Here is a 24,241-nt window from a genome sequence, read left to right on the forward strand (position 1 = left end):
TTCAGATTTGGCCAAAACGGCCGGAGTTGAAATCGCGAACTGCTTCTGCGATCTCTTGTTTCGTGTTCATAACAAATGGGCCGTAACCCACAATCGGTTCATTCAGTGGCTCGCCTGATAACAGCAATACGCTGGCGTCGCTGCTGGCCTCAAGGTGCAGCGTTTTCCCTTGCTGGCTCAACACCACCAGTTGCGCTTCGTTGACCGGCGTCGTGCCGTTCACCGTGATATTGCCTTTCAGTACCACCAGCGCGGTGCTCCATCCTTCCGGCTGTGCCAATGTAAGCTGGCGATTGCGTTGCAGGCGCATATCCCAGACATTGAGCGGCGAGAAAGTGTGCGCCGGGCCTTTTGTCTCTTCATAACGCCCTGCGATGACCCGCACGACTCCGGCGTTATCCGGCAACGTAACGGTCGGGATAACATCGTGGGTAATGCTTTGATAACCCGGGGTGGTCATTTTGTCCTTCATGGGAAGGTTAACCCACAACTGCACCATTTCCAGTTCGCCGCCCCGACGGGTAAACGCGTCGGAATGGAACTCTTCATGCAAAATGCCTGCGCCTGCGGTCATCCACTGAACGTCGCCCGGGCCGATAACGCCGCCGCGACCGGTAGAGTCCCGATGCTCGACTTCGCCACTATAAACAATCGTCACGGTCTCGAAACCGCGGTGTGGATGCTCCCCAACGCCGCGTTTTTCATTACCCGGCGTAAAGGTGTGCGGCCCGGCATAATCCAGCAGCAGGAAGGGACTCAACTGCTGCGCATGTGACTGATAAGAAAAGAGTGAACGAACCGGAAATCCATCGCCAACCCAGTGCGGGCGAGGTGCGGTATAGACGCCTGTAATCTGTTTCATGGTGTTCTCCTCAGTGGCGTTGTCTTGATGTGAATAAGCTTATATTCATGACAAAAGGTTCGGTAGTGGCTAAAATGGCTCATACCGTTCCATTAATAGGACAATGTAATGATAAAAACGGATCTCAATGATTTTGCGTGGTTTGTGCATGTGGTCGAAGAGGGTGGGTTTGCCGCGGCGGGGCGTGCGCTTGATGAACCAAAATCAAAACTGAGCCGGCGTATTGCGCAACTGGAGGAACGGCTGGGCGTGCGATTGATTCAGCGAACCACCCGGCAGTTTAACGTTACCGAAGTGGGGCAAACATTCTATGAGCACTGTAAAGCGATGCTGGTGGAAGCTCAGGCGGCGCAGGATGCCATTGCCGCATTGCAGGTAGAGCCTCGCGGTATCGTGAAGCTGACCTGCCCGGTGACGCTGCTGCATGTACACATCGGCCCAATGCTGGCGAAATTTATGGCGCGTTATCCTGATGTTTCGCTACAGCTTGAAGCAACCAATCGTCGGGTGGACGTCGTAGGGGAGGGGGTGGATGTGGCGATTCGCGTCAGGCCGCGCCCGTTTGAGGATAGCGACCTGGTGATGCGCGTCCTGGCTGACAGAGGGCATCGCTTGTTTGCCAGCCCGGATCTTATCGCACGGATGGGAATCCCTTCCGCGCCGGCGGAGTTGAGCCATTGGCCTGGGCTAAGTCTTGCATCCGGCAAGCATATCCACCGCTGGGAACTTTACGGCCCGCAGGGCGCGCGTGCGGAAGTCCATTTTACCCCGCGTATGATTACCACCGACATGTTGGCGCTACGCGAGGCGGCGATGGCGGGCGTGGGGCTTGTGCAGCTACCTGTCTTAATGGTGAAAGAACAACTGGCCGCCGGTGAACTGGTCGCGGTGCTGGAAGAGTGGGAGCCCCGGCGGGAGGTTATTCATGCTGTGTTCCCATCCCGGCGAGGATTATTACCTTCCGTACGTGCGTTGGTCGATTTTTTGACGGAAGAGTATGCGCGAATGGTGGAAGAGTAACCTGCTCGTCATTCATCAACTTAATGGACGCAAAAAAGGCCGGTTAAACCGACCTTTTATCCAGCCGCCCTTCAGGGCGTGAGGAGACAATTAGCGACTACGGAAGACAATGCGGCCTTTGCTCAGGTCGTACGGGGTCAGCTCAACGGTCACTTTGTCGCCCGTCAGGATGCGGATGTAGTTCTTACGCATTTTACCGGAGATGTGTGCAGTAACCACGTGACCGTTTTCTAACTCTACGCGGAACATGGTATTAGGTAACGTTTCGAGAACGGTACCTTGCATTTCAATATTGTCTTCTTTGGCCATCTAATCCTCTGGGGTATCACTACCATAATTTGAACCGGCAAGATAATGCCGAACTTCTTTTGATAAGTAAAGATTTGTGCGTTTAAAACACAGCAAACCAGGTTTAGCACATGATTCCGCGACACACGACAACGCCGCGTTATACACCTTTTCCCTGATACTACCGCCTGATGTATCGACATAAGCGCAACATATAAGGGAACGGTGAAATAAACGATGGGCGTTACCTGACAACGGGCTGCGGGATAATGAGCTAAACCAATTCTGCGGCAGCAATTATAACACCCCAATAAAAAATGTGCCGAAAACATTCACTTCCGGGGCAAAAATAATGTCCGCGGCACCCAAAAACGGGAGGCCAGCGGCTGTTGGCGTAAGGCCGCGAGGTGATCGAGGTAGTCACGACGTGGAATTTCAATGGCGCCGAGCGAGGCGGTATGACTATTAAGTACCTGACAATCAATAAGTTTACCGCCGTGACGGGTAAATTCAGCGCAAAAAACCAGCAGTGCGGTTTTAGAGGCATTCTCCTGGCGGCTAAACATCGATTCGCCGCAAAACAGCGCCCCCTGCGAGACGCCATACATCCCGCCGACCAGTTCCCGATCGCGCCACACTTCAATGGAGTGCGCGTGGCCCAATTCATGTAATCGGCGATAGGCTTCCTCAATACCACGCGTTATCCAGGTGCCTTCGTCACGGTGATTGGCGCATCCATCAATGACCCGATCGAAAGCGTAATTGAGCGTCACGCGGTAAGGGGATGCGTTGTGAAAGCGCTTCATACTGCGACTGAGGTGAAACTTTTCAGGCCACAGCACGGCGCGAGGATCGGGCGACCACCACAGAATCGGGTCGCCCGGCGAAAACCACGGAAAAATCCCGTGCTGGTAGGCCATTAACAACCGGGCAGGGCTGAGATCGCCGCCCAGCGCCAGTAAACCGTTAGGCTCGCGTAAAGCGCCTTCCGGCGAAGGGAAGGCGATAGAATGTCGGGAAAGCTGAACCAGACGCATGACGGCGAAACTCCAGTACGCAAGTCGGATCGTTCAATAATAGCTTACAGACGTTGTTTAAACTGATAATAGCGCCCTTGTCCGGCTAACAATTCTGCATGAGTGCCTCGCTCAATGATGTGCCCGTCGTCCATTACGATGATTTGATCAAAACGGGCCAGGCCGCGCAAACGGTGAGTCACCATCAGGACGGTTTTCTCGCGCATCACATCGGCAAGTAATTCCAGCATTTCGCTCTCGGTGGTCGCATCCAGCCCCTCAGTAGGCTCATCCAACAGCATCAACGGGGCATCGTGCAACAGCGCGCGGGCGATGGCCAGACGACGAAGTTCGCCGCCGGATAGCAGACGACCGCCTTCGCCGAGCCAGCTATTAAGCCCACTATCTTCGAGCAGATTTTCGAGGCCGACGCGACGCAGCATGTCGGAAAGGGCTTCGTCGCTGGCATTGGGCGCCGCCAGTAATAAATTATCACGCAGCGTGGCGCTGAACAGGTGGACACGCTGCGGCACCACGCTGATAGTCCGGCGTAAGGCGGATTCGCTCAGCGAGGATAGCGGAAGATCGTTGAGCAGAATTTCGCCTTGTTGCGGGTCCCAGGCGCGGGTGAGTAGCTGCAACAGCGTTGATTTTCCGCAGCCGGTACGCCCCAGAATAGCGACATGCTCGCCAGGATTAGCCTGTAATGAGAGGGCATTGAGCGCATTAATCGGCTGGTCGGGATAACGAAACGAAACGTCCCGCAGGGTGAGTGTGACCTTTTCCGGCGCGGGAGTTTCTGCTTGCGGAAAGGTCACCTCCGGTTTTTGCTCCGTTAATTCAGTGATACGAAGCGCAGAGGCGATAACCTGCCCCAGATGCTGGAATGCGCCGGTAACGGGCGCAAGCGCCTCGAAAGCCGCCAGCGCGCAGAAGACAAACAGCGCGATGAGCGCGCCGGGCTGCGTATTGCCGCCAACGCCGCCGGAGGCCATCCACAACATTAACATCACCGCCAGCGCACCAATCAGCAGCATTAACGCCTGCGATAAGGCGGTGAGTTCAGACTGTCGGCGTTGGGCCTCATGCCATTGTAATTCGGTGGCTTCCATTTGCGCCCGATAGCGTTTGCTGGCGCCAAAAATGGTGAGTTCCGCCTGGCCCTGTAACCATGACGTGAGCTGCTGGCGATACTGACCGCGTAGATGCGTCAGATTTTGGCCGGTATTTTTGCCGGCGCGATAAAACACCGGCGGCATAATAAACAGCGTCAACAGCATAATGCCGCCCAGCGTGATCGCCAGCGTCACGTCGAGAACGCTAAGCCCCAGGGTGACAATCATAATCACTACAAAAGCGCCGACCAGCGGGGAGATGACGCGCAAATAGAGATGGTCCAGCGTGTCGACGTCGGCAACGATGCGGTTCAGCAGTTCACCTTGCTGATAACGCGCCAGACTCGCGGGGGAGAGTGGTAGAAGTTTGCTAAAGGTATAAATACGCAGATGTTGCAGTACGCGGAACGTGGCGTCATGACTTACCAGACGTTCAAAATAACGACCAGCGGTACGGGTAATGGCCGCGCCGCGCACGCCGGCTGCCGGGAGCATATAGTTAAAACTGTAAATTCCCGCGAAGCCTGCGATAGCGGACGCGGACAGGAACCAGCCGGAAAGCGTCAGCAGCCCGATACTGGCAAGCAGTGTCAGGATTGCCAGCGCAATTCCCAGCGTTAGCATCCATTTATGGCGTTTATAAAGCGTCAGATAAGGGAGTAGCGCGCGCATTTAAATATCCTCCTGACGGTGAGCCAATAACGTCGCAAAAGCGCCGTTGGCGGCGCTGAGTTCAGCATAACTGCCTTGTTCGACAATCGCGCCATCTTGCATAACCCAGATAGCGTCCCAGTCGGCGAGATCTTCCAACTGATGCGTCACCATTAATGTGGTCTGGCGTTTTGACGCCGCTTTTAACGCCTGCATGACGCGTTGCTCGCTGTGAGCGTCCAGGCTTGCCGCCGGTTCATCCAGCAGTAGCAGTTGACAGGGATTAAGTAGCGCACGGGCGACCGCTACACGCTGTGCCTGGCCGACGGAAAGTCTGCTGGCATGATTGCCGAGCGGGGTGTCTACTCCCTGCGGCAGCAGCGGTAAAAACTCGCTTACCCATGCGGCGTCAAGCGCGGCATAAAGTTCCTGCTCGCTGGCGTCCGGGCGCGCCAGTAATACATTTTCGCGTAGCGTCGCTGCAGGTAATTGCGGGTTTTGCCCAACCCAGGAGAGATGCTGGCGCCAGGATTCCGGCGAGAGATCGCGAAGCTCGACACCGTTAATACGCAAAGATCCCTGATAGGAGAGAAAACCGGATAATACATTCAACAGAGAGCTTTTACCGGAACCGCTGCGTCCTACCAGGACGGCGCGTTCTCCTGCCGCTAATGAGAAATTCAGCGGCCCGGCAAGCGTTTTGCCTTCTGGCGAGGTGATAATAAGATTGACTGCGTCAATGGTTACAGGTTCGTTTTCCGCCAGCTCAACTTCGCCGCGCGCCGGGTGGGCAAGGGGTGTTTCCAGAAACGTCTTCAGACTATCCGCCGCGCCAACCGCCTGCGCCTTAGCATGGTAAAACGTGCCGAGGTCGCGTAACGGCTGGAAAAACTCCGGCGCGAGGATCAAGGCGAGGAACCCGGCGGCGAGCGTCACGCCGGTACCGTAATGACCAAAGTTCAGTTCGCCCAGGTAAGAGAAGCCAAAATAAACGGCGACCAGCGCAATAGAAAGCGAGGTGAAAAATTCCAGCACGCCGGAAGATAAAAAGGCGAGGCGCAGTACTTCCATCGTGCGCTGACGAAAATCCTGCGATGCTGCGCGAATGCTTTCGGTTTCCGCTTCTCCACGACCGAAAATTCGCAGCGTTTCCATCCCGCGCAGACGGTCAAGAAAATGGCCGCTTAGCCGGGCAAGCGCCAGGAAATTGCGGCGGTTGGCGTCAGCCGCGCCCATCCCCACCATTGCCATAAATAGGGGAATGAGCGGGGCGGTGCCCAGCAGAATCAGCGCCGCCGCCCAATTTGACGGGAAAATCGCCGCCACGATTAAGAGCGGTACGCAAACGGCAAGCGCCATTTGCGGCAGATAGCGCGCATAATAGTCATGCATATCGTCAATCTGTTCCAATACCAGCGTCGCCCAGCTACCGGCGGGCTTGCCCTGAATCCAGGCTGGGCCGGCTTGCTGCAGACGATCCAACACCTGACGGCGGATCTCAAAGCGAATATGTTGTCCGGCATGAAAACCGACGCGCTCGCGCAACCACACCACCCAGGCGCGGAGGACAAAGACCAGTATCAGCAGGATAAAAGGGAGCAACAGCGCTTCCCGTGGAATGTTCTCCATGATCATATGTTGCAGGATACGCGCCATGATCCAGGCCTGAGCGACAATTAATACGCCACTCATGAACCCCAACAGGCGGGAAATATTCAACCACCGTTGGGAGATTACGCTTTGCTGTTTTAACCAGCGGGTCAGCTCTTTTTGACGGGTTTTATTCATTGCACGCTTAGCAGGTGAGTTATTGGAATTTCAGGCAGGGCAATGTTACAACGACGCAAAAATAAAGGCGACTTATAGTCGCCTTTTTTACTTTTGTTACTGATTTGTAAAAACTATTTGCTCGCGTCGGCCAGACCATCGAGATAGCGTTCAGCATCCAGCGCCGCCATACAGCCCGTACCTGCAGAGGTGATCGCCTGACGGTAAATATGATCCATGACGTCACCCGCCGCGAATACGCCAGGGATGCTGGTTTGTGTGGCGTTGCCATGGGTGCCGGACTGAACTTTGATATAACCATTTTCCAGCTCAAGCTGGCCTTCGAAGAGCGCCGTGTTTGGGCTATGACCGATGGCTACGAAAAGTCCGGCGATGTCCAGCGTCTCGATATTATCGCTCTGCTGCGTGTCGCGAAGACGCAGACCGGTGACGCCCATCTGATCGCCGGTCACTTCTTCCAGCGTCCGGTTGGTGTGCAGAATGATATTGCCATTTTCGACTTTATCCATCAGGCGCTTAATGAGGATTTTTTCAGCGCGGAAACCGTCACGGCGATGGATAAGGTGCACTTCCGAAGCGATGTTGGACAGATAAAGCGCTTCTTCAACCGCGGTGTTGCCGCCGCCGATCACCGCTACTTTCTGATTGCGGTAGAAGAAACCGTCGCAGGTTGCGCAGGCGGAAACGCCGCGCCCTTTAAAGGCTTCTTCCGATGGCAGCCCCAGATAGCGCGCGGAAGCGCCGGTCGCAATGATCAACGCATCACAAGTGTACTCTGCGCTGTCACCTGTCAGACGGAACGGACGATTTTGCAGATCCACGTTGTTGATGTGATCAAAAATTATCTCGGTTTCAAATTTTGCCGCATGTTCATGCATGCGTTCCATCAGCAGCGGGCCGGTCAAATCGTTTGGATCGCCGGGCCAGTTTTCCACTTCCGTCGTGGTAGTCAGTTGACCGCCTTTTTCCATACCGGTAATAAGTACCGGCTGTAAATTTGCGCGCGCGGCATACACCGCCGCGGTATATCCCGCCGGTCCTGAGCCCAGAATAAGCAGCTTACTGTGTTTGGTCGTGCCCATGAGATCCCCATAGTTGTTGGCAGACAATGAGCAGAATTGTAGGGAATTTACAGACGTAAAAAAAGAGCATAACGATTTTGTTAACAATATGTGTAATAGCATGAACCGATGAACGGCCGCGACAGCGACGTTATCATCACAAACTTTAATTAAAATCGGTAACTTATAAGGTGACGAAATGACAGTTTACCGCCCTCTCTAATGAATAACTGGCATGTTGTACTAAAAATCGATGTTTTGCTTTGACAATCACCTGCTGTTTTGCGAAAACATTCGAGGAAGAAAAAACTGTGTTATGTATGTGCTGCATAATCATGCATGTAAATACCATGTTTACCGGGCTAGTGAAATCTACGCATGGCGTGGACAGACGCCATTCGTGATGTCGATAGCTGCCGCGAGGCAACGGTCTTCTCACCATAGACCAGGCATTGCGCGCCGTTAATCCCTCTGGGTTTCGGTCTATCGTGATGGGCAGCGACTCTGAACAGTGATGTGAGTAGAGTCAGGCAGGAGTAGGGAAGGAATACAGAGAGACAATAATAATGGTAGATAGCAAGAAGCGCCCTGGCAAAGATCTCGACCGTATCGATCGTAACATTCTTAATGAACTGCAAAAGGATGGGCGTATTTCCAACGTCGAGCTTTCTAAACGAGTAGGACTTTCGCCGACACCTTGCCTTGAGCGTGTGCGTCGGCTGGAGCGACAGGGGTTTATCCAGGGCTATACGGCGCTGTTGAACCCGCATTATCTGGATGCGTCACTTCTGGTATTCGTTGAGATTACCTTAAATCGCGGCGCGCCGGATGTGTTTGAACAGTTTAATGCCGCCGTGCAAAAGCTTGAAGAGATTCAGGAGTGTCATTTGGTTTCCGGCGATTTCGACTACCTGTTGAAAACCCGTGTACCGGATATGTCAGCGTATCGAAAACTATTGGGAGAGACGTTGCTGCGCTTGCCAGGTGTGAACGACACCCGAACTTACGTAGTGATGGAAGAGGTAAAACAGAGTAATCGTCTGGTTATTAAGACACGCTAACACGGAACAGGTGCAAAATCGCTGTAGTTTGATTACACTCCTGTTAATCCATACAGCAACAGTGCCGGGGCAACCCGGTGCTGTTGTCCGTTTTAGCATCGGGCGGGAAAAGCCTGGAACCTGGAGAGCCTTTTTTGAGCCAGGAATATACTGAAGACAAAGACGTCACATTGACGAAGTTAAGCAGCGGGCGCCGACTTTTGGAAGCGTTGTTGATACTTATTGCCCTTTTTGCCGTCTGGTTGATGGCGGCCTTGTTGAGCTTTAACCCTTCGGACCCCAGTTGGTCGCAAACCGCCTGGCATGAACCCATCCATAATTTAGGCGGCGCGCCGGGCGCGTGGCTGGCCGATACACTGTTCTTTATTTTTGGCGTAATGGCCTACACCATCCCTGTCATTATTGTCGGCGGGTGTTGGTTTGCGTGGCGTCATCAGTCTACGGATGATTACATCGACTATTTTGCTGTGTCGCTACGCCTTATCGGCGTGCTGGCGCTGATTCTCACTTCCTGCGGTCTGGCGGCCATTAATGCCGACGATATCTGGTATTTCGCCTCCGGCGGCGTAATTGGCAGCCTGTTAAGCACCACGCTGCAGCCGTTGTTGCATAGTAGCGGCGGAACGATAATGCTTCTCTGTATTTGGGCTGCCGGGCTGACGCTCTTTACCGGCTGGTCCTGGGTCAGTATCGCCGAAAAATTAGGCGGCTGGCTGCTTAATATACTGACCTTCGCCAGCAACCGTACCCGGCGTGATGATACGTGGGTTGACGACGAAGAGTATGATGACGAATACGATGAAGAAACCGACGGCGTGCAGCGTGAATCTCGCCGGGCGCGTATTTTGCGCGGCGCGTTGGCGCGTCGTAAGCGACTGGCTGAAAAATTCAGCAATCCACGGGGCCGTCAGACCGATGCCGCGCTCTTTTCCGGCAAACGGATGGATGATGACGAGGACATTCAGTATAGCGCGCGCGGCGTCGCTGCCGATCCCGACGACGTTCTGTTTTCGGGCAACCGTGCGACGCAGCCGGAATATGATGAATATGATCCGCTGTTAAACGGCCATTCTGTCACCGAACCGGTCGCCGCCGCTGCGGCTGCAACTGCCGTCACCCAGACGTGGGCAGCGTCCGCCGATCCCATAATGCAAACGCCGCCCATGCCTGGGGCTGAGCCGGTTGTCGCGCAACCGACCGTGGAGTGGCAGCCCGTACCGGGGCCGCAAACCGGCGAACCGGTTATCGCGCCTGCGCCGGAGGGGTATCAGCCGCATCCGCAATATGCTCAACCGCAGGAGGCGCAAAGTGCGCCGTGGCAGCAACCTGTGCCTGTCGCTTCCGCGCCGCAATACGCCGCGACGCCAGCGACCGCAGCAGAATATGACTCTCTTGCGCCGCAGGAAACACAGCCGCAATGGCAGCCGGAGCCGACCCATCAGCCGACGCCGGTTTATCAGCCGGAGCCGATAGCGGCTGAACCTTCTCACATGCCGCCGCCGGTTATCGAACAGCCGGTTGCCACCGAGCCTGAACCTGACACAGAAGAGACCAGACCTGCCCGTCCTCCGCTTTACTATTTTGAAGAGGTGGAAGAGAAACGCGCCCGTGAGCGCGAACAACTGGCGGCATGGTATCAACCGATTCCGGAGCCGGTAAAAGAGAACGTGCCGGTCAAACCTACGGTATCTGTCGCGCCGTCCATACCGCCAGTGGAAGCGGTAGCCGCCGCCGCGTCGCTTGACGCAGGTATTAAGAGTGGCGCCCTGGCAGCAGGCGCCGCGGCCGCTGCGCCTGCATTTAGTCTGGCTACCGGCGGCGCGCCGCGTCCGCAGGTGAAAGAGGGGATTGGTCCGCAACTGCCGCGTCCGAACCGCGTTCGCGTGCCGACCCGACGGGAACTGGCATCGTACGGTATTAAGCTGCCGTCACAGAGGATTGCAGAAGAAAAAGCCCGCGAGGCGGAGCGCAATCAGTACGAGACGGGCGCGCAGCTAACCGATGAAGAAATAGATGCAATGCATCAGGACGAGTTAGCCCGTCAGTTTGCGCAGTCGCAGCAGCATCGTTATGGTGAGACGTATCAGCATGATACGCAACAGGCAGAAGATGACGATACCGCTGCGGAAGCTGAATTAGCCCGCCAGTTTGCCGCTTCGCAACAGCAGCGCTATTCCGGCGAGCAACCCGCTGGCGCGCAGCCGTTCTCACTGGACGATCTGGATTTCTCGCCAATGAAAGTATTGGTTGATGAAGGTCCGCACGAACCGCTGTTCACGCCGGGTGTCATGCCCGAGTCAACGCCTGTTCAGCAACCGGTAGCGCCGCAGCCTCAGCCACAGTACCAGCAGCCGCAACAGCCGGTAGCGCCGCAACCGCAGTATCAGCAGCCGCAGCAGCCGGTAGCGCCGCAGCCGCAGTATCAGCAGCCGCAACAGCCGGTAGCGCCTCAGCCGCAGTATCAGCAGCCGCAACAGCCGGTAGCGCCGCAGCCGCAGTATCAGCAGCCGCAACAGCCGGTAGCGCCGCAGCCGCAGTATCAGCAGCCGCAGCAGCCGGTAGCGCCGCAGCCACAGTATCAGCAGCCGCAGCAGCCGGTAGCGCCGCAGCCACAGTATCAGCAGCCGCAACAGCCGACAGCGCCGCAAGACAGCTTGATCCACCCGCTGTTGATGCGTAACGGCGACAGCCGTCCATTACAGCGTCCGACGACGCCGCTGCCTTCGTTAGATCTTCTGACACCGCCGCCGAGCGAAGTTGAACCGGTAGATACCTTTGCGCTGGAACAAATGGCGCGTCTGGTTGAAGCGCGTCTGGCGGATTTCCGCATTAAAGCTGATGTGGTGAACTATTCGCCAGGCCCGGTCATTACTCGTTTTGAACTGAATCTGGCCCCGGGCGTTAAAGCAGCGCGTATCTCCAACCTTTCCCGGGATCTGGCGCGCTCATTGTCAACGGTAGCCGTACGCGTTGTGGAAGTCATTCCAGGCAAACCTTACGTAGGGTTGGAATTGCCGAACAAGAAACGGCAAACCGTTTATCTGCGCGAAGTGTTGGATAACGCCAAATTCCGCGAGAATCCGTCGCCGCTTACCGTGGTGTTAGGTAAGGATATCGCGGGCGATCCGGTAGTGGCGGATCTGGCGAAAATGCCTCACCTGCTGGTGGCCGGTACGACCGGTTCCGGTAAGTCGGTCGGGGTTAACGCCATGATCCTCAGTATGCTGTATAAAGCGCAGCCGGAAGACGTTCGCTTTATCATGATCGACCCGAAAATGTTAGAACTCTCGGTCTATGAAGGTATACCGCATCTGCTGACGGAAGTTGTTACCGACATGAAAGACGCGGCTAACGCGTTACGCTGGAGCGTCAATGAGATGGAGCGTCGCTATAAGCTGATGTCCGCGCTCGGCGTGCGTAATCTGGCTGGTTATAACGAGAAAATCGCCGAAGCGGCCCGCATGGGACGTCCGATTCCGGACCCGTACTGGAAGCCGGGCGACAGTATGGATGTTCAGCATCCGGTTCTGGAAAAACTGCCGTATATCGTGGTACTGGTTGATGAATTTGCCGACCTGATGATGACCGTTGGTAAAAAAGTTGAAGAGCTGATCGCGCGTCTGGCGCAGAAAGCGCGCGCCGCGGGGATTCACCTGGTACTGGCGACGCAGCGTCCGTCGGTCGATGTGATTACTGGTTTAATTAAAGCCAACATTCCAACCCGTATCGCTTTTACCGTATCCAGCAAGATCGACTCCCGCACCATTCTTGATCAGGGTGGCGCTGAGTCGCTGCTAGGTATGGGGGACATGCTCTACTCCGGACCAAACTCCACCATGCCGGTACGTGTCCATGGGGCGTTTGTGCGTGACCAGGAAGTCCATGCGGTGGTTCAGGACTGGAAAGCGCGCGGTCGTCCGCAATATGTGGATGGCATTACCTCCGACAGCGAAAGCGAAGGTGGCGGTGGCGGTTTTGACGGCGGCGAAGAATTAGATGCGCTATTCGATCAGGCCGTTAATTTCGTCACTCAGAAGCGAAAAGCGTCCATTTCCGGCGTTCAGCGTCAGTTCCGCATCGGCTATAACCGTGCGGCGCGTATTATCGAACAGATGGAAGCGCAGGGTATTGTCAGCGCTCAGGGGCATAACGGTAATCGTGAAGTGCTGGCTCCGCCGCCTTTTGAGTAAACCTGTAAGCCGGATGGCGCTGTGCAGGCTGCCATCCGGCAACAAAATTCAGTATTTTCTTCTTTCCTCATGCTGATTTTTGGCCTGGAATAGAAAGCAAAAGGAGCTCCTGGTCGGGAGTGTCGAAACCTGAGGAATAATGATGAAAAAAATGGCAATCGCCTGTGCATTACTTTCAAGCGTTGTAGCCAGCAGCGTATGGGCTGACGCCGCCAGCTCTCTGAAAAGCCGTCTGGATAAAGTGAGCAGCTTTCATGCCACCTTTACTCAAAAAGTCACCGATGGCAGCGGTGCCGCGGTGCAGGAGGGACAGGGTGATTTATGGGTTAAGCGGCCAAATCTATTCAACTGGCATATGACGCAACCTGACGAGAGTATTCTGGTTTCTGACGGCAAAACGTTATGGTTCTATAACCCGTTTGTAGAACAGGCTACCGCCACGTGGTTGAAAGATGCCACTGGAAATACACCGTTTATGCTGATTGCCCGCAACCAGGCCAGCGACTGGCAGCAGTATAATATTAAGCAGGACGGCGATAATTTTGTGCTGACGCCGAAAGCCAGCAACGGCAATCTGAAACAGTTCACCATCAATGTGGGACGCGACGGGACTATCCACCAGTTTAGCGCCGTAGAACAAGACGATCAGCGTAGCGCCTATCAGCTAAAATCCCAGCAAAACGGCGCGGTTGATCCGTCAAAATTTACGTTTACTCCGCCGCAAGGGGTAACGATAGACGACCAACGTAAGTAGAGGCGATGAGTGAGCAATCTGTCGCTCGATTTTTCTGATAATACGTTTCAACCGCTGGCCGCGCGAATGCGGCCGGAAAATTTAGCGCAGTATATCGGCCAGCAGCATTTGCTGGCCGCAGGTAAGCCGTTGCCTCGCGCTATTGAGGCCGGGCATCTGCACTCCATGATTTTATGGGGGCCGCCAGGGACGGGGAAAACCACGCTCGCTGAAGTGATCGCCCGCTACGCCAGCGCCGATGTCGAGCGTATTTCCGCCGTCACTTCTGGGGTAAAAGAGATTCGCGAAGCTATCGAGCGCGCCCGCCAGAATCGTAATGCCGGTCGCCGTACCATCCTGTTTGTCGATGAAGTGCATCGCTTTAACAAAAGCCAGCAGGACGCCTTTTTACCGCATATCGAAGATGGCACTATCACCTTTATCGGCGCGACCACGGAAAATCCCTCTTTTGAGCTGAACTCAGCGCTCTTGTCGCGAGCGCGGGTCTATCTGCTGAAATCGTTGACCACTGACGATATTGAGCAAGTACTGGACCAGGCGATGCAGGACAAAACGCGTGGTTACGGCGATCAGGATATCGTGTTACCGGATGAGACACGGCGAGCGATTGCTGAGCTGGTCAATGGCGACGCGCGGCGCGCCTTAAATACGCTGGAAATGATGGCTGATATGGCGGAGGCGGATGACAGCGGCAAACGCGTTTTATTGCCCGCCTTGTTGACCGAGATCGCCGGCGAGCGCAGCGCGCGTTTTGATAACAAAGGCGATCGCTTCTACGATCTTATTTCCGCCTTACATAAATCAGTGCGCGGCAGCGCGCCGGATGCCGCCCTCTATTGGTATGCCCGTATCATTACTGCGGGAGGCGATCCGCTGTACGTGGCGCGTCGCTGCCTGGCGATTGCCTCGGAAGATGTGGGTAATGCCGATCCGCGCGCGATGCAGGTCGCCATTGCCGCGTGGGATTGTTTCACCCGCGTTGGCCCGGCTGAAGGCGAAAGGGCGATCGCGCAGGCTATCGTTTATCTCGCCTGCGCACCGAAGAGCAACGCCGTCTATACCGCCTTTAAGGCTGCGCTGGCCGACGCGCGCGAACGTCCTGATTATGACGTTCCTGTCCATCTGCGTAATGCGCCAACCAAACTGATGAAAGAGATGGGCTATGGCCAGGAGTACCGCTATGCCCACGATGAGCCCAATGCCTATGCTGCGGGTGAAGTGTACTTCCCGCCGGAAATCGCGCAAACGCGCTATTATCATCCGACAAATCGTGGTCTGGAAGGCAAGATTGGCGAAAAGCTCGCCTGGCTGGCTGAACAGGATCAAAATAGCCCCACAAAACGCTACCGCTAGTGTAAACGTTGCGGTAAGGTTATCTCTAAATATGATGCTCCAGGTATCATGGCGTTGATGATGAATCTCGTTATGCCTGATAGCACGTTGCTTATGAGGTCCGCGGGTATAGCGCAATGGATGCGTTGTTGCTGTCGTCGGTCTGGTAAGGCGAAAACGTCGCTATTACGTAAACGCGGTTTACGTTCATCAATACAATCAGAGGCGATCATCAATTGATCGCGTTTCCTTTTATTATTCGATAAGCACAGGATAAGCATGCTCGATCCCAATCTGCTGCGTAATGAGCCAGACGCAGTCGCTGAAAAACTGGCACGCCGGGGCTTTAAGCTGGATGTAGATAAGCTGCGCGCTCTTGAAGAGCGTCGTAAAGTTTTGCAGGTCAACACGGAAAACCTGCAGGCGGAGCGTAATTCTCGATCGAAATCCATCGGCCAGGCGAAAGCGCGCGGGGAAGATATCGAGCCTTTACGCCTGGAAGTGAATAAACTGGGCGAAGAGCTGGATGCGGCGAAAGCCGAGCTGGATACCTTGCTGGCGGAGATCCGCGATATCGCACTGACCATCCCAAACCTGCCTGCGGATGAAGTGCCGGTAGGTAAAGATGAAAACGACAACGTTGAAGTCAGCCGCTGGGGTACCCCGCGTGAGTTTGATTTTGAAATCCGCGATCACGTCACCTTAGGGGAAATGCACTCCGGCCTCGACTTTGCCGCCGCGGTTAAGCTGACCGGCTCCCGTTTTGTGGTGATGAAAGGACAGATTGCGCGTATGCATCGCGCATTGTCGCAGTTCATGTTGGATCTGCATACGGAACAGCACGGCTATAGCGAAAACTACGTGCCGTATCTGGTTAACCACGACACGCTGTATGGCACCGGTCAATTGCCGAAATTCGCAGGCGACTTGTTCCATACCCGTCCGCTGGAAGAAGAAGCAGACAGCAGCAACTATGCTTTGATCCCGACGGCGGAGGTTCCGCTGACCAATCTGGTACGCGATGAAATCATCGACGAAGATCAGCTGCCGATTAAAATGACGGCGCATACGCCTTGTTTCCGTTCTGAAGCAGGTTCTTATGGTCGTGATACCCGTGGCCTGATTCGTATGCATCAGTTTGACAAAGTTGAGATGGTGCAGATCGTTCGCCCGGAAGATTCTATGGCTGCGTTGGAAGAGATGACCGGCCACGCGGAAAAAGTGCTCCAGCTACTGGGACTGCCGTACCGTAAAATCATTCTGTGCACTGGCGATATGGGCTTCGGCGCCTGCAAAACCTATGACCTCGAAGTCTGGGTTCCGGCGCAGAATACCTACCGCGAGATCTCTTCCTGCTCTAACGTCTGGGACTTCCAGGCGCGTCGTATGCAGGCACGTTGTCGCAGCAAGTCCGACAAAAAGACCCGTCTGGTCCATACCCTGAATGGTTCTGGTCTGGCGGTAGGTCGTACCCTGGTGGCTGTGATGGAAAACTATCAGCAGGCTGATGGCCGCATTGAAGTGCCGGAAGTATTACGTCCGTACATGAACGGACTGGAATATATCGGCTAATCCTCGCTTTCTCCTCTTCTAAAAAGCGCCTTCGGGCGCTTTTTTTATGCCAGTTTGATACCGGACAATAATCCCTACCCTATTAGGGGTAATACTGATTTCGAATGAAGGTCAGTTTTTAACACTATTTTTCTACTTTTTCGATATATATCAGACTTTATAGCGATGCTATCGCTATATAAAATTCTATACATCGTTTTATTGTTTTTTTATTGTGAGCAGCAGAGTGAGCCCTTATGAAAACTAAGATCCCTGATGCCGTGCTGGCAGCCGAGGTGAGCCGTCGTGGTTTAGTCAAAACCACCGCGATAGGCGGCCTGGCGATGGCCAGTAGCGCATTTACCCTGCCATTTACCCGCATCGCTAACGCCGCAGAGGCAATAAGCCCGGCGAAAACCGGCGAGAAAGTCGTCTGGAGCGCCTGTACGGTAAACTGTGGCAGCCGTTGTCCGCTACGTATGCATGTTGTGGATGGCGAAATCAAATATGTAGAAACGGATAATACCGGAAACGATGATTACGATGGCCTGCACCAGGTTCGCGCCTGCCTGCGCGGTCGTTCTATGCGCCGTCGCGTCTATAACCCGGATCGGCTCAAGTATCCGATGAAGCGCGTCGGCGCGCGCGGCGAAGGTAAATTTGAGCGTATTAGCTGGGACGAAGCCTACGATATCATTGCCACCAATATGCAGCGTCTTATCAAAGAGTATGGCAACGAGTCCATTTATCTGAACTATGGCACGGGAACGCTGGGCGGCACTTTGACACGTTCATGGCCGCCAGGAAAAACGCTGGTCGCTCGTCTGATGAACTGCTGCGGCGGTTATCTTAATCACTACGGTGATTACTCTTCCGCGCAAATCGCAGCGGGTCTGAACTACACCTATGGCGGCTGGGCGGATGGCAATAGTCCGTCCGACATTGAAAACAGTAAGCTGGTGGTATTGTTTGGCAATAACCCTGGCGAAACCCGCATGAGCGGGGGCGGTGTAACGTATTATCTTGAACAGGCGCGGCAGAAATCAAACGCGCGGATGATCATTATCGACCCTCGTTACACCGACACTGGCGCTGGTCGCGAAGATGAGTGGATTCCGATTCGTCCAGGTACCGATGCGGCGCTGGTCAATGGTCTGGCATATGTCTTAATCACCGAGAACATGGTCGATCAGCCGTTCCTGGATAAATATTGCGTTGGTTATGACGAAAAAACCTTGCCTGCCAGCGCGCCGAAAAACGGTCACTACAAAGCCTATATTCTGGGCCAGGGTAAAGACGGTATCGCGAAGACGCCGGAGTGGGCGGCGCAAATTACCGGTATCCCGGCGGATCGCATTATTAAGCTGGCGCGAGAAATCGGCAGCGCTAAACCCGCCTATATTTGCCAGGGATGGGGACCACAACGTCATGCTAATGGAGAAATCGCCACGCGCGCCATCTCGATGCTGGCGATCCTGACGGGTAATGTTGGGATTAACGGAGGTAATAGCGGCGCGCGCGAAGGGTCTTATGCCCTGCCATTTGAACGTATGCCCACGTTAGAAAACCCGGTTGAAACCAGCATCTCCATGTTTATGTGGACCGATGCCATTGAACGCGGCCCGGAAATGACGGCGCTGCGTGATGGCGTGCGGGGGAAAGATAAGCTGGACGTGCCGATCAAAATGATCTGGAACTATGCTGGCAACTGTTTGATTAACCAGCACTCTGAGATTAACCGCACCCACGAAATCCTGCAGGATGACAAGAAATGCGAAATGATCGTCGTTATCGACTGTCATATGACCTCGTCGGCAAAATACGCCGATATTCTGTTGCCTGATTGCACTGCTTCTGAGCAGATGGACTTTGCGCTGGATGCCTCCTGCGGGAACATGTCTTACGTTATCTTCACTGACCAGGCGATTAAACCGCGCTTCGAGTGTAAGACGATTTATGAGATGACCAGCGAACTGGCGAAACGTCTTGGCGTGGAACAACAGTTTACCGAAGGACGGACGCAAGAAGAGTGGATGCGTCATCTGTACGAACAGTCGCGTAAATCCATTCCGAATCTGCCCACCTTTGAGGAGTTCCGTAAGCAAGGCATCTTCAAACAGCGTGACCCCGAAGGCCACCATGTCGCCTATAAAGACTTCCGCGAAGATCCGCAAGCGAATCCACTTACAACGCCATCGGGCAAGATTGAAATCTATTCACAGGCGTTGGCGGATATCGCCGCCACCTGGGAGCTGCCGGAAGGCGACGTGATCGATCCATTACCGATCTACACGCCAGGTTTTGAAAACTATAACGATCCGCTAACGGATAAATTCCCGCTGCAGTTGACGGGTTTCCACTATAAAGCGCGTGTACATTCCACTTATGGCAACGTAGACGTACTGAAAGCCGCCTGTCGCCAGGAAATGTGGATTAACCCAATGGATGCGCAGAAACGCGGTATCAACAATGGCGACAAAGTCCGCATCTTCAACGATCGCGGCGAAGTACATATCGAGGCTAAAGTGACGCCGCGCATGATGCCGGGCGTGGTCGCCCTGGGAGAAGGCGCATGGTATGACCCGGATGCAAAACGCGTGGATCAGGGCGGATGTATTAACGTACTGACGACCCAACGTCCTTCTCCGCTGGCGAAGGGGAACCCGTCACATACGAACCTCGTTCAGGTTGAAAAGGCGTAAGGAGTAACCGATGACAACCCAGTATGGATTTTTTATTGATTCCAGCCGTTGCACCGGTTGCAAAACCTGCGAACTGGCCTGCAAGGACTACAAAGATTTGACCCCGGATGTCAGCTTCCGCCGCATTTATGAGTATGCGGGCGGCGACTGGCAGGAAGATAACGGCGTCTGGCACCAGAACGTCTTTGCCTACTATCTCTCCATCTCCTGTAACCACTGCGAAGACCCGGCCTGCACCAAAGTCTGCCCGAGCGGCGCGATGCACAAGCGCGATGACGGTTTTGTGGTGGTGAACGAAGAGGTCTGTATCGGTTGCCGCTACTGCCACATGGCCTGCCCGTACGGCGCGCCGCAGTACAACGCGGCCAAAGGTCATATGACCAAGTGCGATGGCTGTTATGACCGGGTGGCGGAAGGTAAGAAACCGATTTGCGTCGAATCCTGCCCGCTGCGGGCGCTGGACTTTGGTCCTATCGATGAACTGCGCAAAAAACACGGTGAGCTGGCTGCCGTCGCGCCGTTGCCGCGCGCGCATTTCACGAAGCCGAATATTGTGATTAAACCCAACGCCAACAGCCGCCCGACCGGGGACACCACCGGTTATCTGGCCAATCCGAAGGAGGTATAAGATGGGAAGTGGATGGCATGAATGGCCGTTGATGATCTTCACGGTCTTTGGTCAGTGCGTGGCCGGTGGTTTTATTGTTCTGGCTCTGGCGCTGATGAAGGGCGACCTGCGCGCGGAAACGCAGCAGCGGGTGATCGCCTGTATGTTTGGTCTGTGGGTGCTGATGGGGATTGGCTTTATCGCCTCGATGCTGCATCTGGGCTCGCCGATGCGCGCGTTTAACTCGCTTAACCGCGTGGGTGCTTCCGCACTGAGCAATGAAATTGCCAGCGGCTCGGTGTTTTTTGCGGTCGGCGGGATCGGCTGGCTGCTGGCGGTACTGAAAAAGCTGCCGCCGGCACTGCGCACACTCTGGCTGATTATCACGATGGTACTGGGCGTCGTCTTCGTCTGGATGATGGTACGCGTCTATAACAGCATCGATACAGTACCGACCTGGTATAGCGTCTGGACGCCGCTGGGCTTCTTCCTGACGCTCTTTATGGGTGGCCCGCTACTGGGTTATCTGCTGCTGCGCATCGCGGGCGTGAACGGTTGGGCGATGCGTTTGTTGCCTGCGGTTTCGGTGCTGGCGCTGGTGGTTATTGCCATTATGGTGGCCATGCAGGGCGCGGAACTGGCGACGATTCACAGTTCCATTCAGCAGGCGTCTGCTCTGGTGCCGGATTATGGTTCGCTGATGGCCTGGCGTATGGTGCTGCTTGCGGCGGCGTTGTGCTGCTGGATTGTGCCACAGTTAAAAGGGTATCAACCTGCGGTACCGTTGCTCTCTGTCGCCTTCATTCTGATGCTGGCGGGGGAATTGATTGGCCGCGGCGTATTCTATGGGCTGCATATGACCGTGGGCATGGCGGTAGCCAGTTAACGCGTTGACGCGCATTCGGCCTGCAGAACGTGCAGGCCGAATTCGCCTTTAGCCGCCATCAATCTAAGGAATATAACCGGGGCGGAGAAGGCGCATATAAATCCATAGAGAAGAAAACGAAGCTAAAGGAACCATGAAATTTTTCGACTGAACAAAACGCCGATTTTGCGGGTTAGATTAATAAAAACAAGAGGATGAATTTTTAGCCTTTCAATATATTCACGCGCAGAATAAGTAAATCAAATCGATAGTCTCAAAACTTGCGGATCGCCCATGCGGAGCCGATTGACAATGTTTTTGGCGATGGCATGATGCGCATGAAATTTGAACTTCCTCACGGTTTTTATTCATGTCCACCTATACCCGTCCCGTCATGCTTTTGCTGTGCGGGCTACTTTTGTTGACTCTGGCCATTGCGGTACTGAATACGCTTGTGCCGCTGTGGCTTGCTCAGGCAAACCTTCCGACCTGGCAGGTGGGGATGGTCAGCTCGTCTTATTTTACCGGCAATCTGGTCGGGACGTTATTTACCGGGTATTTAATTAAACGCATTGGGTTTAACCGTAGCTATTATCTTGCCTCGCTGATCTTCGCCGCGGGTTGTGTCGGATTGGGGGTGATGGTGGGGTTCTGGAGCTGGATGAGCTGGCGTTTTATTGCCGGTATCGGCTGCGCCATGATTTGGGTGGTTGTCGAGAGCGCGTTGATGTGCAGCGGAACCTCGCATAATCGCGGGCGCCTGCTGGCTGCCTATATGATGGTCTATTATATGGGGACCTTCCTTGGACAATTATTGGTCAGTAAAGTATCTGGTGAATTGCTGCACGTTCTTCCCTGGGTGACCGGAATGATTCTGGCGGGAATTCTGCCGCTACTCTTTACCCGAATTGTAAATCAGCAAACGCAGGCACGTCATTCCTCTTCTATTAGCGCCATGCTGAAGCTACGCCAGGCGCGTCTTGGCGTGAATGGTTGTATTATTTCCGGCATTGTTCTTGGTTCATTATATGGCCTGATGCCGTTATATCTGAAGCATCAGGGGATGGCTAACGCCAGCATCGGTTTCTGGATGGCGGTGCTGGTGAGTGCCGGTATTTTGGGGCAATGGCCAATGGGACGTCTGGCGGACAAATTTGGTCGCTTGCTGGTGTTACGCGTACAGGTATTCGTTGTCATACTCGGCAGTATTGCCATGTTAACCCAGGCGGCGATGGCGCCAGCTCTGTTTATTCTGGGGGCGGCGGGTTTTACGCTTTATCCCGTTGCAATGGCCTGGGCCTGTGAAAAAGTCGAACACCACCAGCTTGTGGCAATGAACCAGGCGCTGTTGTTAAGTTATACGGTAGGGAGCCTGTTGGGGCCGTCTTTTGCTGCGATGTTAATGCAGAATTATTCAGATAATCTGCTGTTTATTATGATCGCCAGCGTATCGTTTATTTATCTGCTGATGCTGTTACGTAACGCCGGCCAGACGCCTAATCCTGTCGCCCACATCTGACTGTTCTCTGAATCGTATGCAGGACGTGAGTCTTGCATACTCTTTGTTTATGTTTTACGTGAAATAATTGACCTGCATAATTTTCTTGCTTTACTGAAAAATAAAATGTGCCGAAGGTTATAATTTTGCGCTCCTCTATTTTCTCTCTTCGTCTTTACCGCGCATAATTCCCCGCTTCATTTATAGTAATAGCATTGTGTTCACGAAGGATCGCGTTATGCCGAATGTGCAGGAAAAACAGTTGCGATGGTACAACATCGCCTTGATGTCGTTTATTACCGTTTGGGGATTCGGCAATGTTGTCAATAACTATGCTAACCAGGGGTTAGTGGTTGTCTTCTCCTGGGTGTTTATTTTTGCGCTCTATTTTATTCCTTATGCCTTAATCGTGGGGCAACTGGGCTCAACCTTCAAAGAGGGAAAAGGGGGCGTCAGTACCTGGATTAAGCATACGATGGGGCCGGGGTTGGCTTACCTTGCGGCATGGACTTATTGGGTCGTGCATATTCCCTACCTGGCGCAAAAGCCGCAGGCGATACTCATTGCATTGGGATGGGCTTTAAAAGGCGACGGCTCGTTGATAAAAGAATATACCGTCGTTGCCTTGCAGGGGCTGACGCTGGCATTGTTTGTTTTCTTTATGTGGGTTGCTTCCCGGGGGATGAAATCGCTAAAGGTTGTTGGGTCTGTGGCCGGAATTGCCATGTTTATCATGTCAATTTTATATGTTGTGATGGCAGTGACCGCGCCAGCAATTACAAACGTTGAAATTGCGACCACTAACATCACCTGGCAGTCATTTATTCCTCATATCGATTTTACCTATATCACCACCATCTCTATGTTGGTCTTTGCGGTTGGTGGGGCAGAGAAGATCTCGCCTTATGTCAACCAGACGCGGAATCCAGGAAAAGAATTTCCGAAGGGGATGCTCTTTTTAGCCGTCATGGTTGCGGTCTGCGCTATCCTCGGTTCGTTGGCGATGGGAATGATGTTTGATTCCCGGCATATACCTGACGATTTAATGACCAATGGGCAATATTATGCATTCCAGAAATTGGGTGAGTATTACCATATGGGTAATTCATTAATGGTTATTTATGCCATTGCCAATACTCTGGGGCAAATCGCCGCGCTGGTGTTTTCTATTGATGCGCCACTGAAAGTTTTACTGGGTGATGCAGACACTAAATATATCCCGCAGCGCTTATGTCGTACTAACGCTTCAGGTACGCCTGTTAACGGTTATTTGCTGACATTAGTGTTGGTCGCTATCTTGATTATGTTGCCAACGCTTGGCATCGGCGATATGAACAACCTGTACAAATGGCTGCTTAATCTCAATTCAGTCGTTATGCCGCTGCGCTATCTGTGGGTATTTGTCGCCTTTATTGCCGTCATTCGACTGGCGCAAAAGTACAAACCCGAATATGTGTTTATTCGCAACCGGGCGTTGGCGTTAACTGTGGGAATATGGTGTTTTGCCTTCACCGCGTTTGCCTGCCTTACCGGTATTTTCCCCAAAATGGAGGCGTTCACGCCGGAGTGGACATTCCAGCTGACGTTGAACATCGTGACGCCTTTTGTCCTGGTCGGGTTGGGATTAATTTTCCCACTGCTGGCGCGTAGAAACACATAACGACGCTCTTTTCCACGGCGCTCCTGTCAGGCGAGCGCCTTTTAAGGTTACAGGTGCCTGGGTTCCAGGCGGAGACCACGGTATTAACAGGCGCCGGGGGCAGCAATAGTTGTCAGACCTTCAACCCAGCAGCAGATAAGCGACTCTGTATTTAATACCTGGTTAGCGCAATATTGTTAACCATGCCTGTCTGATGGCGGGGTCGGGTATTTTAGCGGTA

The 24,241-nt window shown here is 54.0% G+C and carries 18 protein-coding genes and 27 other annotated features; of the genes, 11 read left to right on the forward strand and 7 right to left on the reverse strand.

Features of this window, described 5'->3' with window-relative positions; translation table 11 throughout:
- Position 1: 1 nt before the first annotated feature.
- Positions 2-870 (reverse strand): putative cytoplasmic protein gene (locus tag STM0951; protein NP_459927.1). Within the gene, positions 2-862 belong to an annotated coding region; the region does not span the whole gene.
- Positions 865-870, reverse strand: a ribosome-binding site (putative RBS for STM0951; RegulonDB:STMS1H001239). It overlaps the preceding gene by 6 nt.
- Positions 871-965: 95 nt before the next feature.
- Positions 966-971 (forward strand) — a ribosome-binding site (putative RBS for STM0952; RegulonDB:STMS1H001240).
- Between STM0951 and STM0952 the strand changes: the two genes are divergently transcribed.
- Positions 966-1,882 (forward strand): putative transcriptional regulator, lysR family gene (locus STM0952; protein NP_459928.1). Within the gene, positions 971-1,882 belong to an annotated coding region; the region does not span the whole gene. Its footprint overlaps the feature before it by 6 nt.
- A gap of 90 nt (positions 1,883-1,972) precedes the next feature.
- Here the strand turns inward: STM0952 and infA are convergent.
- The 6 genes from infA to trxB form a co-directional block, all read right to left on the reverse strand.
- The gene (gene infA, locus STM0953) for a protein chain initiation factor IF-1 (RefSeq protein ID NP_459929.1) occupies positions 1,973-2,200 on the reverse strand. Within the gene, positions 1,973-2,191 belong to an annotated coding region; the region does not span the whole gene.
- The gene (locus STM0954) for a putative inner membrane protein (RefSeq protein NP_459930.1) occupies positions 2,119-2,508 on the reverse strand. Within the gene, positions 2,119-2,502 belong to an annotated coding region; the region does not span the whole gene. The genes infA and STM0954 overlap by 82 nt, the downstream gene beginning before the upstream one ends.
- Positions 2,195-2,200: a ribosome-binding site (putative RBS for infA; RegulonDB:STMS1H001241), on the reverse strand. Its footprint overlaps the gene before it by 6 nt.
- Positions 2,503-2,508, reverse strand: a ribosome-binding site (putative RBS for STM0954; RegulonDB:STMS1H001242). It lies within the gene STM0954.
- Positions 2,503-3,223 (reverse strand): leucyl, phenylalanyl-tRNA-protein transferase gene (gene aat / locus STM0955; protein ID NP_459931.1). Within the gene, positions 2,503-3,207 belong to an annotated coding region; the region does not span the whole gene. The genes STM0954 and aat overlap by 6 nt, the downstream gene beginning before the upstream one ends.
- Positions 3,218-3,223 (reverse strand) — a ribosome-binding site (putative RBS for aat; RegulonDB:STMS1H001243). (Overlaps the previous gene by 6 nt.)
- A 28-nt stretch (positions 3,224-3,251) precedes the next feature.
- Positions 3,252-4,988 (reverse strand): cytochrome-related transporter gene (cydC, locus tag STM0956; protein NP_459932.1). Within the gene, positions 3,252-4,973 belong to an annotated coding region; the region does not span the whole gene.
- Positions 4,974-6,740: a cytochrome-related transporter gene (cydD, locus tag STM0957; protein ID NP_459933.1), complete on the reverse strand. Its 1,767-nt coding sequence runs from the start codon at positions 6,738-6,740 to the stop codon at positions 4,974-4,976. The genes cydC and cydD overlap by 15 nt, the downstream gene beginning before the upstream one ends.
- Positions 4,983-4,988 (reverse strand) — a ribosome-binding site (putative RBS for cydC; RegulonDB:STMS1H001244). Its footprint overlaps the gene before it by 6 nt.
- 113 nt (positions 6,741-6,853) lie before the next feature.
- The gene (gene trxB / locus STM0958; RefSeq protein ID NP_459934.1) for a thioredoxin reductase occupies positions 6,854-7,833 on the reverse strand. Within the gene, positions 6,854-7,822 belong to an annotated coding region; the region does not span the whole gene.
- Positions 7,828-7,833, reverse strand: a ribosome-binding site (putative RBS for trxB; RegulonDB:STMS1H001245). Its footprint overlaps the gene before it by 6 nt.
- Positions 7,834-8,031: 198 nt before the next feature.
- Positions 8,032-8,046 (forward strand) — a protein binding site (putative binding site for Lrp, RegulonDB: STMS1H000263).
- A gap of 95 nt (positions 8,047-8,141) precedes the next feature.
- Positions 8,142-8,156 (forward strand) — a protein binding site (putative binding site for Lrp, RegulonDB: STMS1H000260).
- Between the two features lie 136 nt (positions 8,157-8,292).
- Positions 8,293-8,301 (forward strand) — a -35 signal (putative -35_signal for lrp; RegulonDB:STMLTH004709).
- Between trxB and lrp the strand changes: the two genes are divergently transcribed.
- The 10 genes from lrp to ycaM all read left to right on the forward strand — a co-directional run bounded on the left by lrp (position 8,293) and on the right by ycaM (position 24,021).
- The gene (lrp, locus tag STM0959; RefSeq protein NP_459935.1) for a regulator for lrp regulon and high-affinity branched-chain amino acid transport system occupies positions 8,293-8,862 on the forward strand. Within the gene, positions 8,368-8,862 belong to an annotated coding region; the region does not span the whole gene. (Overlaps the previous feature by 9 nt.)
- Positions 8,321-8,329 (forward strand) — a -10 signal (putative -10_signal for lrp; RegulonDB:STMLTH004709). Its footprint overlaps the gene before it by 9 nt.
- Positions 8,352-8,357: a ribosome-binding site (putative RBS for lrp; RegulonDB:STMS1H001246), on the forward strand.
- A 120-nt stretch (positions 8,863-8,982) precedes the next feature.
- Positions 8,983-8,988: a ribosome-binding site (putative RBS for ftsK; RegulonDB:STMS1H001247), on the forward strand.
- Positions 8,983-13,052 (forward strand): cell division protein gene (ftsK, locus tag STM0960; RefSeq protein NP_459936.1). Within the gene, positions 8,997-13,052 belong to an annotated coding region; the region does not span the whole gene. (Overlaps the previous feature by 6 nt.)
- Positions 13,053-13,183: 131 nt before the next feature.
- Positions 13,184-13,189: a ribosome-binding site (putative RBS for lolA; RegulonDB:STMS1H001248), on the forward strand.
- The gene (gene lolA, locus STM0961; RefSeq protein ID NP_459937.1) for a periplasmic protein occupies positions 13,184-13,806 on the forward strand. Within the gene, positions 13,192-13,806 belong to an annotated coding region; the region does not span the whole gene. Its footprint overlaps the feature before it by 6 nt.
- Positions 13,806-13,811 (forward strand) — a ribosome-binding site (putative RBS for ycaJ; RegulonDB:STMS1H001249). (Overlaps the previous gene by 1 nt.)
- Positions 13,806-15,159 (forward strand): putative polynucleotide enzyme gene (gene ycaJ, locus STM0962; protein ID NP_459938.1). Within the gene, positions 13,816-15,159 belong to an annotated coding region; the region does not span the whole gene. Its footprint overlaps the feature before it by 6 nt. The genes lolA and ycaJ overlap by 1 nt, the downstream gene beginning before the upstream one ends.
- Before the next feature lie 248 nt (positions 15,160-15,407).
- Positions 15,408-15,413 (forward strand) — a ribosome-binding site (putative RBS for serS; RegulonDB:STMS1H001250).
- The gene (serS, locus tag STM0963; protein ID NP_459939.1) for a serine tRNA synthetase occupies positions 15,408-16,710 on the forward strand. Within the gene, positions 15,418-16,710 belong to an annotated coding region; the region does not span the whole gene. (Overlaps the previous feature by 6 nt.)
- Positions 16,588-16,608 (forward strand) — a protein binding site (putative binding site for NarL, RegulonDB: STMS1H000312). Its footprint overlaps the gene before it by 21 nt.
- Positions 16,617-16,626: a protein binding site (putative binding site for FNR, RegulonDB: STMS1H000162), on the forward strand.
- Positions 16,708-16,728: a protein binding site (putative binding site for NarL, RegulonDB: STMS1H000317), on the forward strand.
- Positions 16,729-16,785: 57 nt before the next feature.
- Positions 16,786-16,806: a protein binding site (putative binding site for NarL, RegulonDB: STMS1H000308), on the forward strand.
- A gap of 85 nt (positions 16,807-16,891) precedes the next feature.
- Positions 16,892-16,900 (forward strand) — a -35 signal (putative -35_signal for dmsA; RegulonDB:STMLTH004710).
- The gene (gene dmsA, locus STM0964; protein NP_459940.1) for an anaerobic dimethyl sulfoxide reductase, subunit A occupies positions 16,892-19,391 on the forward strand. Within the gene, positions 16,947-19,391 belong to an annotated coding region; the region does not span the whole gene. (Overlaps the previous feature by 9 nt.)
- Positions 16,919-16,927 (forward strand) — a -10 signal (putative -10_signal for dmsA; RegulonDB:STMLTH004710). It overlaps the preceding gene by 9 nt.
- Positions 16,930-16,935, forward strand: a ribosome-binding site (putative RBS for dmsA; RegulonDB:STMS1H001251).
- Positions 19,390-19,395 (forward strand) — a ribosome-binding site (putative RBS for dmsB; RegulonDB:STMS1H001252).
- Positions 19,390-20,019, forward strand: a protein-coding gene (gene dmsB / locus STM0965) for an anaerobic dimethyl sulfoxide reductase, subunit B (protein NP_459941.1). Within the gene, positions 19,402-20,019 belong to an annotated coding region; the region does not span the whole gene. (Overlaps the previous feature by 6 nt.) Before dmsA ends, dmsB begins: the two co-directional genes overlap by 2 nt.
- Positions 20,008-20,013, forward strand: a ribosome-binding site (putative RBS for dmsC; RegulonDB:STMS1H001253). (Overlaps the previous gene by 6 nt.)
- Positions 20,008-20,884, forward strand: a protein-coding gene (gene dmsC, locus STM0966) for an anaerobic dimethyl sulfoxide reductase, subunit C (protein ID NP_459942.1). Within the gene, positions 20,021-20,884 belong to an annotated coding region; the region does not span the whole gene. The genes dmsB and dmsC overlap by 12 nt, the downstream gene beginning before the upstream one ends.
- A gap of 336 nt (positions 20,885-21,220) precedes the next feature.
- Positions 21,221-21,226 (forward strand) — a ribosome-binding site (putative RBS for ycaD; RegulonDB:STMS1H001255).
- Positions 21,221-22,382 (forward strand): putative MFS family transport protein gene (ycaD, locus tag STM0968; RefSeq protein ID NP_459943.1). Within the gene, positions 21,234-22,382 belong to an annotated coding region; the region does not span the whole gene. (Overlaps the previous feature by 6 nt.)
- Positions 22,383-22,587: 205 nt before the next feature.
- Positions 22,588-22,593, forward strand: a ribosome-binding site (putative RBS for ycaM; RegulonDB:STMS1H001256).
- The gene (gene ycaM, locus STM0969; RefSeq protein ID NP_459944.1) for a putative APC family, amino-acid transporter occupies positions 22,588-24,021 on the forward strand. Within the gene, positions 22,600-24,021 belong to an annotated coding region; the region does not span the whole gene. Its footprint overlaps the feature before it by 6 nt.
- Positions 24,022-24,241 lie beyond the last annotated feature (220 nt).

It is taken from the genome of Salmonella enterica subsp. enterica serovar Typhimurium str. LT2, from assembly GCF_000006945.2.
GTDB classification, from domain to species: domain Bacteria; phylum Pseudomonadota; class Gammaproteobacteria; order Enterobacterales; family Enterobacteriaceae; genus Salmonella; species Salmonella enterica.

What these genes read in the sequence shown, in the direction of transcription:
- ycaM (NP_459944.1), top strand. Translation starts at nt 22,600, where the DNA reads ATGCCGAATGTGCAGGAAAAACAGTTGCGATGGTACAACATCGCCTTG.
- cydD (NP_459933.1), bottom strand. Translation starts at nt 6,740, where the DNA reads ATGAATAAAACCCGTCAAAAAGAGCTGACCCGCTGGTTAAAACAGCAA.
- STM0951 (NP_459927.1), bottom strand. Translation starts at nt 862, where the DNA reads ATGAAACAGATTACAGGCGTCTATACCGCACCTCGCCCGCACTGGGTT.
- lrp (NP_459935.1), top strand. Translation starts at nt 8,368, where the DNA reads ATGGTAGATAGCAAGAAGCGCCCTGGCAAAGATCTCGACCGTATCGAT.
- trxB (NP_459934.1), bottom strand. Translation starts at nt 7,822, where the DNA reads ATGGGCACGACCAAACACAGTAAGCTGCTTATTCTGGGCTCAGGACCG.
- dmsA (NP_459940.1), top strand. Translation starts at nt 16,947, where the DNA reads ATGAAAACTAAGATCCCTGATGCCGTGCTGGCAGCCGAGGTGAGCCGT.
- lolA (NP_459937.1), top strand. Translation starts at nt 13,192, where the DNA reads ATGATGAAAAAAATGGCAATCGCCTGTGCATTACTTTCAAGCGTTGTA.
- aat (NP_459931.1), bottom strand. Translation starts at nt 3,207, where the DNA reads ATGCGTCTGGTTCAGCTTTCCCGACATTCTATCGCCTTCCCTTCGCCG.
- ycaD (NP_459943.1), top strand. Translation starts at nt 21,234, where the DNA reads ATGTCCACCTATACCCGTCCCGTCATGCTTTTGCTGTGCGGGCTACTT.
- cydC (NP_459932.1), bottom strand. Translation starts at nt 4,973, where the DNA reads ATGCGCGCGCTACTCCCTTATCTGACGCTTTATAAACGCCATAAATGG.
- dmsB (NP_459941.1), top strand. Translation starts at nt 19,402, where the DNA reads ATGACAACCCAGTATGGATTTTTTATTGATTCCAGCCGTTGCACCGGT.
- dmsC (NP_459942.1), top strand. Translation starts at nt 20,021, where the DNA reads ATGGGAAGTGGATGGCATGAATGGCCGTTGATGATCTTCACGGTCTTT.
- infA (NP_459929.1), bottom strand. Translation starts at nt 2,191, where the DNA reads ATGGCCAAAGAAGACAATATTGAAATGCAAGGTACCGTTCTCGAAACG.
- serS (NP_459939.1), top strand. Translation starts at nt 15,418, where the DNA reads ATGCTCGATCCCAATCTGCTGCGTAATGAGCCAGACGCAGTCGCTGAA.
- STM0952 (NP_459928.1), top strand. Translation starts at nt 971, where the DNA reads ATGATAAAAACGGATCTCAATGATTTTGCGTGGTTTGTGCATGTGGTC.
- STM0954 (NP_459930.1), bottom strand. Translation starts at nt 2,502, where the DNA reads ATGTTTTCGGCACATTTTTTATTGGGGTGTTATAATTGCTGCCGCAGA.